This window comes from Malikia sp. (genome assembly GCF_028687635.1).
Lineage (GTDB): Bacteria > Pseudomonadota > Gammaproteobacteria > Burkholderiales > Burkholderiaceae_C > Malikia.
In genome coordinates, this window is the sequence record NZ_JAQTZS010000012.1 from 1 (window position 1) to 15,365 (window position 15,365).

General features: G+C 66.4%; 13 protein-coding genes, 1 tRNA gene and 1 pseudogene. 9 read left to right on the forward strand and 6 right to left on the reverse strand.

Annotation, left to right across the window (positions count from 1 at the left end; genetic code table 11):
• Nucleotides 1-190 (forward strand): annotated as a pseudogene (locus PHR85_RS08945) (hypothetical protein); the annotation flags it as partial.
• 111 nt (nucleotides 191-301) lie between these two features.
• Entirely contained in the window at nucleotides 302-3,061 is a 2,760-nt protein-coding gene (locus PHR85_RS08950) for an EAL domain-containing protein (RefSeq protein ID WP_300053229.1), read from the forward strand.
• 29 nt (nucleotides 3,062-3,090) lie between these two features.
• Here PHR85_RS08950 and PHR85_RS08955 read toward each other — a convergent pair.
• Nucleotides 3,091-3,177 (reverse strand) — tRNA-Leu (locus PHR85_RS08955).
• A 112-nt stretch (nucleotides 3,178-3,289) separates the two neighbouring features.
• Here PHR85_RS08955 and PHR85_RS08960 point away from each other — a divergent pair.
• From PHR85_RS08960 to hpnE, 4 genes are read left to right on the forward strand one after another with little or no spacing between them, the layout of a single operon-like run.
• Entirely contained in the window at nucleotides 3,290-4,414 is a 1,125-nt protein-coding gene (locus tag PHR85_RS08960) for an ISAs1 family transposase (RefSeq protein WP_300053232.1), read from the forward strand.
• 34 nt (nucleotides 4,415-4,448) lie between these two features.
• Nucleotides 4,449-5,303 carry a squalene synthase HpnC gene (gene hpnC, locus PHR85_RS08965; RefSeq protein ID WP_300053235.1) on the forward strand — a complete coding sequence of 285 codons (855 nt, stop codon included), beginning with the start codon at nucleotides 4,449-4,451 and terminating at the stop codon, nucleotides 5,301-5,303.
• Nucleotides 5,304-5,360: 57 nt separating this feature from the next.
• Nucleotides 5,361-6,218: a presqualene diphosphate synthase HpnD gene (gene hpnD / locus PHR85_RS08970; RefSeq protein ID WP_300053237.1), complete on the forward strand. Its 858-nt coding sequence runs from the start codon at nucleotides 5,361-5,363 to the stop codon at nucleotides 6,216-6,218.
• Nucleotides 6,215-7,657 carry a hydroxysqualene dehydroxylase HpnE gene (gene hpnE / locus PHR85_RS08975; RefSeq protein WP_300053240.1) on the forward strand — a complete coding sequence of 481 codons (1,443 nt, stop codon included), beginning with the start codon at nucleotides 6,215-6,217 and terminating at the stop codon, nucleotides 7,655-7,657. Before hpnD ends, hpnE begins: the two co-directional genes overlap by 4 nt.
• On the opposite strand, the gene PHR85_RS08980 is transcribed toward hpnE, so the two are convergent.
• Both PHR85_RS08980 and PHR85_RS08985 read right to left on the reverse strand, forming a co-directional pair.
• A complete protein-coding gene (locus PHR85_RS08980; protein ID WP_300053243.1) occupies nucleotides 7,650-9,161 on the reverse strand; it encodes an NYN domain-containing protein in 1,512 nt (503 codons plus the stop codon). The genes hpnE and PHR85_RS08980 overlap by 8 nt on opposite strands.
• 77 nt (nucleotides 9,162-9,238) lie before the next feature.
• Nucleotides 9,239-10,102 carry a transglutaminase family protein gene (locus PHR85_RS08985; RefSeq protein ID WP_300053246.1) on the reverse strand — a complete coding sequence of 288 codons (864 nt, stop codon included), beginning with the start codon at nucleotides 10,100-10,102 and terminating at the stop codon, nucleotides 9,239-9,241.
• A gap of 382 nt (nucleotides 10,103-10,484) precedes the next feature.
• On the opposite strand from PHR85_RS08985, the gene PHR85_RS08990 reads away from it, so the two are divergent.
• The 3 genes from PHR85_RS08990 to PHR85_RS09000 all read left to right on the forward strand — a co-directional run bounded on the left by PHR85_RS08990 (nucleotide 10,485) and on the right by PHR85_RS09000 (nucleotide 11,471).
• Nucleotides 10,485-10,721: a hypothetical protein gene (locus PHR85_RS08990; RefSeq protein WP_300053248.1), complete on the forward strand. Its 237-nt coding sequence runs from the start codon at nucleotides 10,485-10,487 to the stop codon at nucleotides 10,719-10,721.
• Between the two features lie 45 nt (nucleotides 10,722-10,766).
• Complete coding sequence (gene infA / locus PHR85_RS08995; RefSeq protein WP_300053251.1) at nucleotides 10,767-11,033, forward strand: translation initiation factor IF-1; 267 nt, start codon at nucleotides 10,767-10,769, stop codon at nucleotides 11,031-11,033.
• A 72-nt stretch (nucleotides 11,034-11,105) separates the two neighbouring features.
• On the forward strand, nucleotides 11,106-11,471 hold the full coding sequence (locus PHR85_RS09000) for an RNA-binding protein (protein WP_105729127.1): 366 nt from the start codon (nucleotides 11,106-11,108) through the stop codon (nucleotides 11,469-11,471).
• A gap of 109 nt (nucleotides 11,472-11,580) precedes the next feature.
• Here PHR85_RS09000 and mgtA read toward each other — a convergent pair whose 3' ends face one another.
• From mgtA to PHR85_RS09015, 3 genes are all read right to left on the reverse strand, one after another.
• Nucleotides 11,581-14,172, reverse strand: a complete 2,592-nt coding sequence (mgtA, locus tag PHR85_RS09005) for a magnesium-translocating P-type ATPase (protein WP_300053254.1) — start codon at nucleotides 14,170-14,172, stop codon at nucleotides 11,581-11,583.
• Between the two features lie 24 nt (nucleotides 14,173-14,196).
• On the reverse strand, nucleotides 14,197-14,985 hold the full coding sequence (locus tag PHR85_RS09010) for a Crp/Fnr family transcriptional regulator (RefSeq protein ID WP_300053256.1): 789 nt from the start codon (nucleotides 14,983-14,985) through the stop codon (nucleotides 14,197-14,199).
• 191 nt (nucleotides 14,986-15,176) lie between these two features.
• A complete protein-coding gene (locus PHR85_RS09015; protein WP_300053258.1) occupies nucleotides 15,177-15,320 on the reverse strand; it encodes a lmo0937 family membrane protein in 144 nt (47 codons plus the stop codon).
• Between the last annotated feature and the right edge of the window lie 45 nt (nucleotides 15,321-15,365).

Sequence of the window (15,365 nt, forward strand, 5' to 3'; positions counted from 1 at the left end):
GGATGCCCATCGGGCGCGCAAGGACCATTCGGCGGCCAATCTGGCCGTCATTCGCCGGGCCGCGCTGAACCTGCTGCGCGACAACGACAGCAGCAACGTGAGCATACGCCGGCGCAAGATGCGCGCCTGCACCAGCCACGACTACCGCCAGCAGATCCTGTTCGGTCAAATCTCGCCAGACTCAACATAGCGCGATCGCCCTGGCTGTAACAGTCGCGCCGATTTGTATCTCGCTCATGCGCAAGTGGCCCGGGACCCGGACAAGTGCACAATCCGCGCATCACCGCCCGCGCCTCCTCCCATGCCTGACTCTGCCCTTCCGCGCGCACGCTCCCGACTGCTGCTGACTCCCTGGATCGTACTGGCGCTCGCGCTGCTCGCCCTAGGGGGCCTGATCGCCTACGACCTGCAGCGCGAACATGCTGCGCTGCGCGCCAAGGAAAGCCATCGGCTCGAGCATCAGGCCGAAGTGGTGGACGTCAACCTGGCACGTCAGCTGCAGCTGACCAGCGACGCGCTCGATGCGGTGCGGGCAGACCTGCCCTGGCTGCAGTCACAGCCAGACGGCAAGCAACTGGTGGCGCGTGCCCTGCGTGCAATGGAGCGCAGCATGATCGGCGTGCGCTCGCTGACGCTGGCCAATGTCGACGGCAAACTGCTCGCCAGCAGCCGCCACGAACCGGCGCAGGTCGCCAGCCACGACAACGGCCACTACCGGCCGCTGCGTGACAGCCGCAACCCCGAACTGCTGTACATCGGTGCGCCGGTCGCCAGCCCCGAGGGCGGCTTCACCATGCGCTTGTCCAAGCTGATGATGGACGGACAAGGCCGCATGGCGGGCAGCCTGACGGCCGAACTGGACCCCACCTACTTCAGCCTGCTGCTGAGGGCGGCGCTCTATGCGCCCGACATGCGTGCCGGCCTGGTGCACGGCGATGGACTCGCCATCTTCCGGGCACCCGACCCCGAGGGCGTGGCCGGCATGAACCTGGCGGCCCTGCCGAACTCTTTCACCGCCCGCCATCTGCGCAGCGGGCGCAAGAGCAGCGTCCTGGAGGGCATCGCTGCATCGACGGGCGAGAACCGCCTGATGGCGCTGCGCAACGTGCTGCCCGAGTCCAGCCCCGCCGACAAGCCGCTGGTGATTTTTCTCGGCCGGGCAATGCCCGAACTCTACGCGGGCTGGCGCAAGGACCTGGCGGTGCGCGCCGCGCTGTTTGGCGCGATCGCGCTGGTGTCGGCGCTGGGCCTGCTGATGCTGCAACGGCGCCAGCTCGCGCACGAACGTTTGCTGGCCGACCAGCAGGCGGCGCGCGAACAGGCCGAGCGTCAGCTGCATGAGCAGCAGGCCGGCCTCAGCGAGGTCGAGGAAAAACTGCGCGACAGCCAGGCACGCTTCTCGAGGCTGCTCGAGGACATGCGCCAGGCCGTGATCCTGGTGGAAGACGGGCGCTGCACGGCGGCGAACCGGGCGGCGCTCGCCATGCTGAGGCTGGAACAGGTCGACCAACTGCGGGGCAAGACGGCGCTGGACTTCTCGCCGCCACGCCAGCCCGACGGCCGGCTCTCGGCGGAAAAAGCCGCCGAAATGGTCTGGATCGCCACCGAGCTGGGCTCCAACGTCTTCGAGTGGGAGCATGTGCGCGGCAACGGCGAGCCCTTCATGACCCGCGTGCAACTGAGCGTGACCCGGGAAGGCGGCAAGGACCTGCTGCACATGGTGCTGCAAGACATCACCGAGCAGAAGATGGCACGCCAGGAGATCGAGTTTCTGGCCTTCCACGACGAGCTGACCGGACTGCCCAACCGGGTGCTCGGGCGCGAGCAGCTACAACGCACACTCGCCTCCGCAACGGCCAGCTGGCCCGGGCTGGCGGTGCTGCACGTCAGCCTGCACCAGCTCAGCTCGATCAACGAAGCCTACGGCCAGTCCGTGGGCGACCACCTGCTGCTGAGCGTGGCGATGCGGCTGGGCCGCTTGCTGCGGCCACAGGATATGCTGAGCCGGCGGGCCGGCGACGGCTTCATGGTGGTGCAGCCCGAGATCGACTCCTACCCCAAGGTCGCCAAGCTCTGCGACGAGATTCTGGCACGCTGCGCAAGGCCCTTCGGCATCGAGGGCATGCAGATCAGCTGCGCGCTTTCGCTGGGCGTGGCCTTCCACCCGCGCGACGGCGAGGACGCCGACACCTTGATGCGCAACGCCGACATGGCACTGCGCCAGGCCCGCAAGGCCGGGCCCGACTGCTGCTATTTCTTCGAGCCGCAGATGAACGCCGCGGCAGAGCGCTACGCCCAGACCCGCGAAGCCCTGCGCCGAGGTCTGGAGCGAGGCGAGTTCGCGCTGCACTACGAACCCCGCCTGGATCTGGCGCAAAACGAGGTGATCGGCGTCGAAGCCCGGCTGCAATGGCGCCGCAACGGCCAGCTCCAGCCGCTGGCGGGCGAGCTGCTCGAAGCCGCACAGGACAGCGGGCTGATCGTGCCGCTGGGGCGCTGGGCACTGCAGCAGGCCTGCCACCAGGCCAGTGCCTGGCAGCAACAGGGGCACCGGCTCCATGTCGCGGTCGGACTGTCGGCGCTGCAATGCCGTGGCGGCCAAGTCGAGCGCGACTTGCTGGCCGCGCTGCGCGAAAGCGGGCTGGCGCCCAGCCAGCTGGAACTGCTGCTGCCCGCCAGCTTCATGCGCCTGCACGACGAGGCGGCAACGGCCATGCTGGTGCGCAGCGCAGAACTCGGCGTGCGGCTGTGCCTGGAAGGCTACGGCGGGGGCTACCTCAACCTGGCCTATCTCAGGCAGCTCAGGGTGGACAAGCTCAGACTGGATCTGACAACCTTGACGCCGGCTGGCCGCGTCGACCAGGAGCCGCTACGGGCGCTGCTGCAGGGCGCGCACGCACTGGGGCTGGAAACGGGCGCCAGCGGCGTGGAAAATGAGGAGGTACTGGAACTGCTGTGCAAGCTCGGCTGCGACGAGGCGCAGGGACCGATACTGGCGCCGGCCATGCCGGCCGCAGCAATAGACAGCTGGCTACAAGCCCGCGCACAAAGCGAGCGCTGAGCCGGTCCAAGCGGGTCATGAAGAATAGATGGTGCGCGGAGCCGGACTCGAACCGGCACGGTGTTGCCACCGTCAGGACCTAAACCTGGTGCGTCTACCAATTTCGCCACCCGCGCGGTCCATGCAGCGCCGACCCGTGACGGGCTTGGCAAGTGCATGCGGTAATTGTAAGGCCAGAACAGGCTGCTTCCCCGCACGGACCTGTGGCACAGGGTAATCGCATTTGACTTGAACCTCCCAGGCGGGGGCTGCGCCATGCGCCATGGCGGCGTGGCGCCATGGCGGCGTGGCATGGTGCGCGAGATGATCGTGATGGCGCTGGGCGCGGTGCTGTGCGGCTGCAACACCTGGGTGGAGGTGGCGAACTGGGCCGAAGACCACCAGCCGTGGCTGGGCGAGTACCTGGATCTCAAGCACGGCACGCCCTCGCACGACACCTTCGGGCGGGTGTTCAGCCTGCTGGATGGGGCGGTGTTCGAGCGCTGCTTTCGGCAGTGGATCTCGGGCGTGGTGGGGGCGGCCTCAGGGGTGGTGGCGATCGATGGCAAGACGCTGTGCGGTTCACGCGATGGTCACAACACGGCCTTGCACATGGTCAGCGCGTTTGCCACCGACAGCGGGGGGTGTCTGGGGCAGGAGGGCACGCAGGGCAAGGGGCACGAGATCGAGGGCATCAAGGCATTGCTGGGGGCACTCACGCTCAAGGGCTGCATCGTGACGATCGATGCGATCGGCTGCCAAAAGGACATTGCCGCGCAGATCGTGGCCGCCGGCGGCGACTATGTGCTGGTGGTCAAGGACAACCAGGGCGGGCTGAGCGAGGCGGTGCAGGACTTCTTCGATGAAGGACAGCGCAGCGGCTTTGGCGACACGCCGCTCGACTGCGTCGAGACGGTGGAGAAAAACCATGGCCGGCTGGAGACGCGCCGCTACACCTGGATCCCGCGTCTGGACTGGATGGAGCGCTCGATGCGCAGTCAGTGGAAGAAGCTCGCCGGCGTGGGCATGGTCGAGCGCCGGCGTGAGATCGGGGGCCAACTCAGCGTCGAGCGCTCGTTCTACATCGGCTCCCAGGGCATCGACTCGGCCCAGACCCTGGCCAAAGCCGCGCGCGGGCACTGGGGGGTGGAAAACCAGTTGCACTGGGTGCTCGACGTGGTGTTTCGCGAGGACGACTGTCGGGTACGGCGTGGACATGCGGCGCGCAACTTCTCGGCGTTGCGCAAGTTCGCGTTGTCCTTGTTGCGCCAGGACACCCAGTACCCCAAGCGCAGCCTGCACAGCCGGCGTCAAACCGCTGACCGCAACGCCAGCTACCGCGCATCTCTGCTCGGGCTACAGCCCCGGGGGTAAGTGCGATTGCCCTGACCTGTGGCACGATCGCGCCATGCAAGGTGTGGACCATTACGAAAATTTCCCCGTGGCCTCGTGGCTGTGCCCGCCACGGCTGCGCGCGCCCATTGCGGCGCTCTACCACTACGCGCGCACGGCCGACGACATCGCAGACGAGGGTGATGCCGATGCCACCAAGCGCCTGGCCGATCTCGCGGCCTACCGCGCCGAACTCGACCGTGTGTTTGCGGGCCTGCCACCAGCGAATGCACGCTGGGCCGGCCTGTTCGCATCGCTCCAGCGCGTAGTCGAAGCACACCACCTGCCAGCACAACCGCTGCGCGATCTGCTCGATGCCTTCGGGCAGGATGTGCGCCACACCGCGACCGGCACGCGCTATGCCGACTCCGCCGCCCTGCTCGACTACTGCCGCCGCTCGGCCGATCCGGTCGGGCGCCTGCTGCTGCACCTGTACGGCGTGCGAGACGAGCAATCGCTGCGCCAGAGCGACGCGATCTGCAGCGCGCTGCAGCTGATCAACTTCTGGCAGGACCTGGGACAAGACCTGCAACGCGACCGTCACTACCTGCCGCTGGACCTGCTGGCGCGCCACGGTGTCGAAGAGCAGGCGCTGCTGACGCCGGACTGCGCGCCTGAGCAGGATACCGCCGCGCGCGCGCTGCTGCGTGAACTGACGGCCCGGGCACGCGCACTGATGCTGGCTGGTGCCCCGCTGGCGACCCGCCTGCCCGGGCGCATCGGCTGGGAACTGCGGCTGGTGGTGCAAGGCGGGCTGCGCATCCTGGACAAGATCGATCGGTTGCAACACCGGACCTGGCGATCGCGCCCCAAGCTCGGTCGCGCTGACTTGGCGCTGCTGGTCTGGCGCGCGGCACGCATGCGGGCCTGAAACACGCCAACACCGCCGCCCGCTTACACTCGGATCCCCACCTGACGCCATGAGACCGTGACGCCGCAAGAGTACGCCCAGCAAAAAGCCGCCGCCTCGGGCAGCAGTTTCTACTACGCCTTCCTGTTCCTGCCGCCCGAGCGACGCGCAGCCATCACCGCCTTCTACGCCTTCTGCCGCGAGATCGACGACGTGGTCGACGAGGTCTCCGACCCCGGCGTCGCGCAGTCCAAGCTCGACTGGTGGCGCGGCGAGGTCAGGAATGCCTTCGCCGGCCAGGCCAGCCACCCGGCGCTGCAGGCGCTGCTGCCTCACGCGAGCGCCTTCCACATCGAACCGCGCCAGCTGCTGCAGGTGATCGAGGGCTGCGAGATGGACCTGACCCAGACCCGCTACCTCGACTTCGTCAACCTGAAGCAGTACTGCCATCTGGTCGCCGGCGTGGTCGGCGAGGTCGCGGCCAACATCTTTGGCCAGACCGATGCGCGCACGACCGAATACGCGCACCGGCTCGGGCTGGCGCTGCAGCTGACCAACATCATCCGCGACGTCGGCGAGGACGCGGTGCGCGGCCGCGTCTACCTGCCGATCGAGGACCTGCAGCGCTTTGACGTCAAGGCGCACGAGCTGGTTAAGCGTGGCAGCACTTCGGACGCCAGCTTCCCGCAGCGCTTCGAGGCGCTGATGCGTTTCCAGATCGAGCGCGCCTTGCGGACCTATGACGCGGCATTGGCGCTTCTGCCTGCTGCCGACCGCCGCGCGCAGAAGCCCGGCCTGATGATGGCGAGCATCTACCGCACGCTGCTGCAGGAGATCGCGCGCGAGCCGCAGCTGGTGCTGACGCAGCGCGTGAGCCTGACGCCGCTGCGCAAGCTCTGGCTGGCGTGGAAGGTGCAGGCACTGGGTAGGCTGTGAACCCGCAGCAGCCGACCTGCCTGGCCGGCGACAAAGTGCGTCGGCTCGCCATCATCGGCGGCGGCTGGGCTGGGCTGGCCGCCGCGGTGCGCGCGACCGAGCTGGACTGGCAGGTCCAGGTCTACGAGGCAGCTCGCCAGTGGGGGGGCCGCGCCCGAACCCTTGGCGCAAGGCCGGCAGGCACCGCACTGAGCCATGGCAGCCAGGATGAACCGAGCGGCCTGGACAACGGCCAGCATATCCTGATCGGCGCCTATCGCGAGACACTGGAGCTGATGCGCCAACTCGGCGTGGACCTGGGCGCCACGCTGCAGGCCATCCCGCTCGACCTGCGCTACGCCGACGGCAGCGGCCTCGCGGTACCCGGCTGGGCCGCCCGCTGGCCGCAGCCGCTGGACCTGCTCGCCACGAGCCTGGGCGCGACAGGCTGGAGCTGGCATGACCGGATCGCGCTGCTGAGGCGCAGCCTGCGCTGGCGCGCCACGGGCTTCACCTGCCCCGAGGACCTGAGCGTGACCGGACTCTGCACCGGCCTGCCGCCGCGCGTGGTCGCGGAGCTGATCGAGCCGCTCTGCCTGTCCGCGCTCAACACGCCGATGGCACAGGCCAGCGCGGCCGTGCTGCTGCGCGTGCTGCGCGACGCGCTGTTCGGCGCGGGCTTTGGGCGCTGGCGTGGTGCCGACCTGCTGCTGCCGCGCGTCGATCTCGGCGAATTACTGCCTGAACCCGCCTTGCGCTGGCTGACCAGTCACGGCGCCGGGCTGCATGCCGGGCGGCGCGTTGCCAGGCTGGAACGCACTCAGAACGGCTGGCAGATCGGAGGCGAAAGCTTCGATGCCGTGCTGCTGGCTTGCCCGCCGCGCGAAGCGGCGCGACTGGTTCGCACGGCCTCGGAACCGTACCAGGCGCAACAGGATCAGGACGATACGGCCCGGGCGCAAGCCATGCAACTAGCCAATTGGGCTGATTGCGCCGATGCGCTGCGCTACGAAGCGATCGCAACCGTTTACGCCCAGGCGCTGACCGTGGAAGGCAAGCCGGCCGGCCTGCCCCAAGACAGCGCCATGGTCGCGCTGCGCAGCGGGCCGGATGCACCGGCTCAGTTCGCCTTCGATCGCGGCCAGCTCGGCGGTCCAGCCGGCCTGCTGGCCTTCGTCATCAGCGCCAGCCAGGGCGAGCGAGCCGACATCGAGCAGCAGGTGCTGCAGCAGGCGCGCGCCCAGCTCGGTCTGCAACAGCTGCAAGCGCTCAAGACCGTGGTCGAAAAGCGCGCCACCTTCGCCTGCACGCCAGGGCTGCAAAGGCCCGCCTCAGCCATCGCGCCGGGGCTGTGGGCGGCTGGCGACTACATCGCGGGCCCCTACCCCGCCACGCTCGAAGGCGCGGTGCGCAGCGGCCAGCAGGCCGTCGCGGGACTGCAGGCCGAAGCCCTCAACTAGCGTCCGAAGCCCCAGGGGTCTTGCGAGCCCGGCGCGGGCGCGCGGTCTTGCGCGGCGCCACGGCTTCCCCCACGTCCGGATCTGCTGCAGCCTGCTCCAGGGCCGCAGGCACCTGAATCGCTGCAGAATGGTCTGCTTCCGGCGCAGCCAGAGCCACCGGTTCAGCCACGGCCTTGGCCGGTTTGGGCGCCGACTTGCGAGCGGTGCGCTTGCGCGGCGCGGCTTTCGGTGCCGGCTCCGCAAGGGGCTCAGCTTCGGTTGATGCCTCGGTCAGGCCATCGGGAACGGTCGGCTCAAGGGCCTCGACCAGTGACACCGGGGCCGGCACGGAAGCCAGCGCAGGCACAGCCGGAGCCACCTGGACCGGCCGGCTGAAGTAGCTTGGCCGCTCCAGCTCGAACTCGGTATCGGCGTCAACCCCTTGCGAGCTGGCCTGAGCGACCGAAGCAGCGGCAGGTTCGGTTTTCCGCTGACCGTCGCGCGCCACAGGCGACAGCGCTTCGGCCGGCACCGGCACGGTCTCAGCCTCGACCGCCAGCGGCGCCGGCTTGCGCCCTCCCCGCCCGCGCCGGCGCGGCTCGGCGCCTTCACTGGCGCTGGCCGCTTCAGCCCGATCCTCGGCCTGCGGCCCGGAAAAACCGGAGGCGGATCGCTCGACGGCCGCCTCGATCCGCGCCGGAGCCCCGCTGCTGCGGAACACATAGGCACCCGACTTGTCGTCGCGGCCGAACTCCAGCAAGCCACGCGCCTGCGCCTCCTCCAGCAGATTGCCGAAGGTCTTGAAGCCGTAGTAGCTTTCGCTGAAGTCAGGCTTGCGGCGCTTGATCGCTTCCTTCAGCACCGAGGCCCAGATCTTGCCGCTGTCGCCACGCTCGGACACCAGCGCATCGAAGGTCTCGACCGCGATCTCGATCGCCTGGCTGCGGCGCTTGTCCAGCGTTTCCTTGCGCTGGCGCTCCTCCTCGGGCGAGCGGCGCGGCGCGGCGGGCGCGTCCGCCGGCTGGCGCCTGGCCAGCGCGCGCTGGCTCTCGCGCACCAGATCGTCGTAGAAGATGAACTCGTCGCAGTTGGCGATCAGGAGGTCCGAGGTCGACTGCTTGACGCCGACGCCGATCACCTTCTTGGCATTCTCGCGCAGCTTGGAGACCAGCGGCGAGAAGTCCGAGTCGCCGCTGATGATGACGAAGGTGTTGACATGCGACTTGGTGTAGCAGAGGTCGAGCGCGTCGACCACCAGCCGGATATCGGCCGAATTCTTGCCCGACTGGCGCACATGCGGGATCTCGATCAGCTCGAAATTGGCCTCGTGCATGGTGGCCTTGAAGCCCTTGTAACGATCCCAGTCGCAGTAGGCCTTCTTGACCACGATGCTACCCTTGAGCAGCAGGCGTTCGAGAATGCGCTTGATGTCGAACTTCTCGTAGTTGGCGTCGCGCACGCCGAGCGCGACGTTCTCGAAGTCGCAGAACAGCGCCATGCTGACGTGGTCGGGGGATGAGGCCATGAATGCTCCGCAGGAATGTGATGACGAATCATCACACGGAACACGGAGTTTTCCGAAGCGATCAGCGCTGGCGCCGCTCACACAGCGGTCGAAATCGCCAGCGGCTGATGCCGCGGCAGCTCGAAACCGGACGCCGGACCGGGCTCGGCGCTGATCTCGATCAAGGGCGGCATGGACTGGAAGCCACCAAAAATGGTGGCGAACGACACGTCGGCCGCATCGCGCCCGGTGCCGATGCGGATGAAGCCCATCGGAATCGCCGTGCCCGAGGGGTCGAAGATGTACCAGCGGTGGCCCAGATAGACCTCGACATAGGCGTGGAAGTCCTGTGGCCCCAGCGCCGGATCGGCACCGTAGTCGATGCCGGTGGCAAAGCGGGCCGGAATGTTGAGCGCGCGGCACAGCGCGATGAACAGATGAGCGAAATCACGGCAGACGCCGACCCGGTCGCGCAGCGTGTCGAGCGCCGAGGTCGCGGAGTTGCTGCTGTTGGACTGGAAGCGGACCTGCTGGCCGACCCAGTCGACCACCGCCTGCACCCGGCTGTAGCCACGCGGCAGGTGGCCGAACAGCCCCATCACCAGCGACCCGAGGCAGTCCGACTGGCAGTAGCGGCTGGGGTAGAGATAAGGCAGGACGGCGGGCGGCAGCTGCGCGATCGGGACCTCGTCGATCTCATGCGGCGGCTGGATATGGTGGCGCAGGTCGACCGTGCAGCGATAGTCGAGCTCCAGCCGACCGGAAGGTGCCGTCAGGCGCAGCGTCCGATTGCTGGTGGCCGGATCGAAACTCTCCACGCTGAAGACGAAGGGCCGGATATCGAGCTGCTCCCAGACCACGCTCTGCTGCGCGGTACGGGCTGCTTGCAGGTTGAAGATGAAGTCGGCGCCCTGCGGGCCGACGTCGTAGCAAAGACCAATACGGGCATGTATGCGAACCATGTCGCCATTAGAGCTCACGAAATCCAGGCCGATCAGAAAATCGCGCGAAAATTCTCTACCCACAAAGGCGATATCGGCGAGCAGAGATTGCAGATCGGTAGTAGAATATTGGTATCGCTGTGACTTGCTCACCTTTGCAGCGAATGTTGTCTGACATGGTCCGCGGTTTATAACTAAACACCGCCACCTCAGCTCCCAAGTCGACGTTCTCGGTCTCCTGGGTTGTCACACTCCCCCCTTGCGGCGAGCCTAACTGCTGGTCTGTCCCTTATTCAGGACCAGCCACCCACCCATGACCTTGGTCGCTGAGAGTTGCGCCGATTTACCGGCACATGTCTCGACTACCGCTTAGCGCTGCCAGCCATAGAGCCGGCCTTGATTGATGACCACCACACTAGAAAAAACATTTTCGGTGGGCAAGTTCCTTGTCTCCCCCTTTATCCATTTCACCGAGTCCGGCGATTTCGCCGCCTCGCTGTCGATTCGCAGCGGCCGCGGTAGCGGTACGCTGGACCGCGTGTTCCGCTTCGTGCCCCGGTTCAACAACCGCGACGACGCGCTGCAATACGCCCTGAACCAGTGCCCGACCCTGCTGCCCGCGCAGCACGCGGCGGCCTGAAGCCAACCGAACCTCTCAATCCATACCGCTACAAGGAGCCACCTCATGTCGAAGGAAGACCTGATCGAAATGCAAGGCAAGGTAGACGAAGTGCTGCCCGATTCCCGATTCCGCGTGACCCTGGACAACGGTCATACCCTGATCGCCTACTCGGGCGGCAAGATGCGCAAGAACCACATCCGCATCCTGGCTGGTGACAAGGTCACGCTCGAACTCTCACCCTACGACCTCAACAAGGGCCGTATCACCTTCCGCCATCTGGAGCCTCGCTCCGGTGGCGGAGCGGCCCCGGCGCGACGCAAGTTCCGCTGAACCAGGCCAAACACCAGCAGCCCTGCACGAAGTCCGGCAGGTCTGCCTCTCCCCTACTTTCAAGGAATACCCATGAACAACAAACTCTTCGTCGGCAACCTGCCTTACTCGGTCAACGACGGCAGCCTGCAGCAAAACTTCTCCGAGTACGGCACCGTCGTCTCGGCCAAGGTCATGACCGACCGCGAAACCGGCCGCTCCAAGGGCTTCGGCTTCGTCGAAATGGGCACCGATGAGGAAGCGCAAGCTGCCATCGAAGCCCTGAACGGCATGTCGGTTGATGGCCGTGCCATCACCGTCAACGTCGCACGTCCGAAGGAAGACCGTCCGGGCGGCTTCGGTGGCGGCGCTCGTCGCAGCGGCGGTGGCTTCGGTGGCGGCAATGGCGGCGGCTACGGCGGTGGCAACGGTGGCGGCTACGGCGGTGGCCGTTACTGATCAACCGATCAGCGCACAGCCGGTCCTCTGACCACGGCTGTGCCGCCCAGCGGCTCGCCCCTCAGGCGAGTCCGACAAGAAAGGACCCTGGACCACCAAGGTCCTTTTTTCATGGGCGGCCCTTGACCACGCGGGCATAGAAAGACTTCTTGGCCAGCTCGACGGCCAGCACATAGGCCAAGGTCAGGCCGATCATGCCCAGCAGCAAGGGGGCTGGCAGGGGCACGAAGCCGAAGATCGAACTCCAGGGCAGATAGGGCAACACCAGCGCCACGGCGACCACCAGCAGGGTGCTGATCAGCAGCCAGTTGCCCGGCCGGCTGCGGTAGAACGGGCGCCGGGTACGCACCACCAGCGCGATCACCAGCTCGGTCAGCAAGGATTCAAGGAACCAGCCGGTCCTGAACTCCTCTGGCGTGGACCGGAACAGCCACAGCAGCGCGCCGAAGGTCAGGAAGTCGAACAGTGAACTCAGCAGGCCGAACAGCACCATGTAGTCGCGGATGAAGACCGTGTCCCAGCGGCGCGGCTGGGCCACCCATTCCTCGTCCACCCGATCGCTGGCAATGGCCGTCGCCGGAATGTCGGACAGGAAGTTGTTGAGCAGGATCTGCGACGCCAGCAGCGGCAGGAAGGGCAGGAAGATCGAGGCGGTCGCCATGCTGAACATGTTGCCGAAGTTGGCGCTGATCGTGGTCAGCACATACTTGAGCGTGTTGGCGAAGGTCATGCGGCCTTCGTCGATGCCTTGGCGCAGGATGGCCAGATCCTTGCGCGACAGCACGAAATCCGCCGCGTCCTTGGCGACATCCACCGCCGTGTCGACCGAAATGCCTACATCGGCCCGGTGCAGCGCCAGCGCATCGTTGATGCCGTCACCCATATAGCCCACCACATGGCCGGTCTTCTGCAGCGCCAGGATGATGCGCTCCTTCTGGTTCGGATCGACCTCGGCAAATAGCGTGCAAAGGCCTGCCGCATGCAGCAGCGCCTCGTCGCCCATCTCGCCGAGCTCGCCCCCGGTCAGCACATGCTCGACCGGCAAGCCGACCGCTTCGGCGACATGACGGGCCACCTTGCGGTTGTCGCCGGTGATGATCTTGAGCGCCACGCCGCGTCGCGCCAGGTCGACCAGGGTCTGGCGCACATCGGCCTTGGGCGGGTCCAGGAACAGCAGAAAGCCGGCAAAGCACAGCCCGCACTCGTCGGCGCGGGTATAGCGGGTCTGGCGCAGCTCCACCGGGCGCGTCGCCACGCCCAGCACCCGATAGCCCTGGGCGCTCCATTCGTCATAACGCGCCTCGATCTGCCCGCGCCAGCTGGCATCGAGCACGACCGACTGCTCACCGACGCTCACGCAGCGGTCCAGCACCTTGTCGAGCGCACCCTTGGTGATCAGCTGGCGCGCGCCGCTGGCATCGGCCACGACCACCGACAGGCACTTGCGCACGAAATCATAGGGAATCTCGTCGATCTTGCTCCAGGCAGCACCCTCCACGCCAGCCTGGTGGCTGGCAGCCAGCACGGCCTCGTCCAGCGGGTTGACCAGCCCGGTCTGGAACTGCGCGTTAAGGGCAGCGAGTTGCAACACCGCCGGACTGGCCTGCCCCGCGGCATCGAGCGCCGCGTCGAGTTCGACCACGCCCGCCGTCAGGGTGCCGGTCTTGTCGGTGCACAGCACGTCCATGCTGCCGAGGTTCTCGATCGAGTTGAGCCGGCGCACGATCACACCCTTGCGCGCCATCCGCTTGGCGCCATGCGACAGCGTGATGCTGACGATGGCCGGCAACAGCTCCGGCGTCAGGCCGACCGCCAGCGCCAGCGCAAACAACAGCGAGTCGATGGCCGGCTTGGCCAGCAGGATGTTGATGGCCAGCACGACCACCACCATCACCAGCATGATGCGCGTGAGCAGGTTGCCAAAGCGCTGAAGACCGCGTTCAAACTCGGTCAGCGGCGGGCGCAAGGCGAGCTTGCCGGCGATCTGCCCGAACACGCTGGCCTGACCCGTCCGCACGATCAAGACCTGGGCCGAGCCGCTGCTGACACTGGTGCCCATGAACACGCAGTTGCTGCGCTCGGCCAAGCCAGCGGTGGCCGCCACCACGCCGGATGTCTTTTCGGCCGGGAAGGTTTCGCCGGTCAGCACGGCTTGGTTGACAAAGCAATCATTGGCCACCAGCACCAGCCCGTCGGCCGGGATCAGGCTGCCGGCCGAAAGCTGCACCACATCGCCCGGCACCAGGCGATCGGCAGGCAGCTCCCGGGTCTGCCCATCGCGCCAGGCAAGCGTGTGGACCACCACTTTCGAGCGCAGCTTCTCGATCGCGTGACTGGCGACATACTCCTGGGTGAAACCCAGCAAGGTACTACCCAGCACGATGGCCAGCACCACGGCGGCATCGACCCACTCCGCCGCCAGCAGCGAGATCAGCGAGGCCGCCATCAGGATCAGCACCAGCGGACTCCTGAACTGGTTGACGAACAGGCCCAGCGCCGTGGCATGCTTGACGGCCTTGAGCGAATTGGGGCCGTATTGCTTCAGGCGCGCCGCGGCTTCGTGTTGTGAAAGTCCATGCGGGTCGCCAGCCAACTCCTTGAGCAAGGCCTCGGCTGGCCGGCTCCAGTAAGCGTCGGACACCACCGGCGCTACGGGCAAGACCGCCGCCCGACGCCTTGACCACCAGGTAAACAAGGACATGGATGGCCTCCCAACCGGACAGGCTCAGCCTGGCGCGTTTTCCGAAAGCCTGCCCGCCACCGGCTGAAAGCGCGGTATTCCTGCAGGAGCCGATTGGGCCACCGCTCTGGCGGGCAGCAGCCGCTCGTATTCCGACTTGATGGCACGGTAGCATTCACAGGATCCGTCTTCCAGGCCCTGCTGATCGAGCACGGTGATGCGGCCGCGGGAATAGCGGATCAAACCGGCGCGCTGCAGCTTGAGCGCCGCCTCCGTCACTCCCTCGCGGCGAACGCCAAGCATATTGGCAATTATCTCCTGAGTCATCAGCAGTTCATGTCCCTCGACACGATCCAGGCTCAACAGCAGCCAGCGACTCAAGGCCTGCTCCACCGAATGATGGCGGTTGCAGACGGCGGTATGCGCCATCTGGGTCAGGAGCGCCTGGGTGTAGCGCAGCATCAGGTTCTGCACCTGGCTGGACTGCTCGAACTGGTGCCTGATGGCCGCAGACGGCATCCGCAAAGCCTGACCTGCGCAAAGCACCACGGCATGGCTGGTCGAGCCGCCTCCTCCCATGAAGCTGGAGACCCCCACCACACCCTCCTGGCCCACCAAAGCCACTTCGGCGGTGGCACCGCTCTCGGTCACATGGTAGAGCGAGACCAAGGCTGTCAATGGAAAAAAGACGTGACTCATGCACTTGCCCGACTCGTACAGCAGCTTGCCGGCGGGCAAGTCGACGGCTTCGAGCAAGGGATGCCAGTACGGCCACTCGGTATCGGGCAATGCGGCCAGCAACTGGTTTTTCGACCACGGCGTGGACAAGATCATGAATCTACTCCCTGAATCGGCCTCGTGACCGAGTTCTTATTTTTTTCATATTTATGCAGGATGCATGATAGCCAGTTGGCCGCGATCAGGGAAGCCGCAGGCCAGTGACGCAAGGTGTCAGCGAGCAGGCTTACACGGCACTGCCCAGGCTAAGCCGCAGCACTGGACTACTCGACAGACCCGCGCCCTGCCTAGCGCCGTCCCTGAATGACGCGCAGTAATACCACCACGATCGCCACCACCAGCAGGACATGAATCAATCCTCCCATGGTGTAGGCAGTGACCAGACCCAGCAGCCAGAGAATGACCAGGATGATGACCAGAGTTTCAAGCATAAAATTCCCCCACTGAAAGGACCAAATGAAATGGCCAAAATGTTT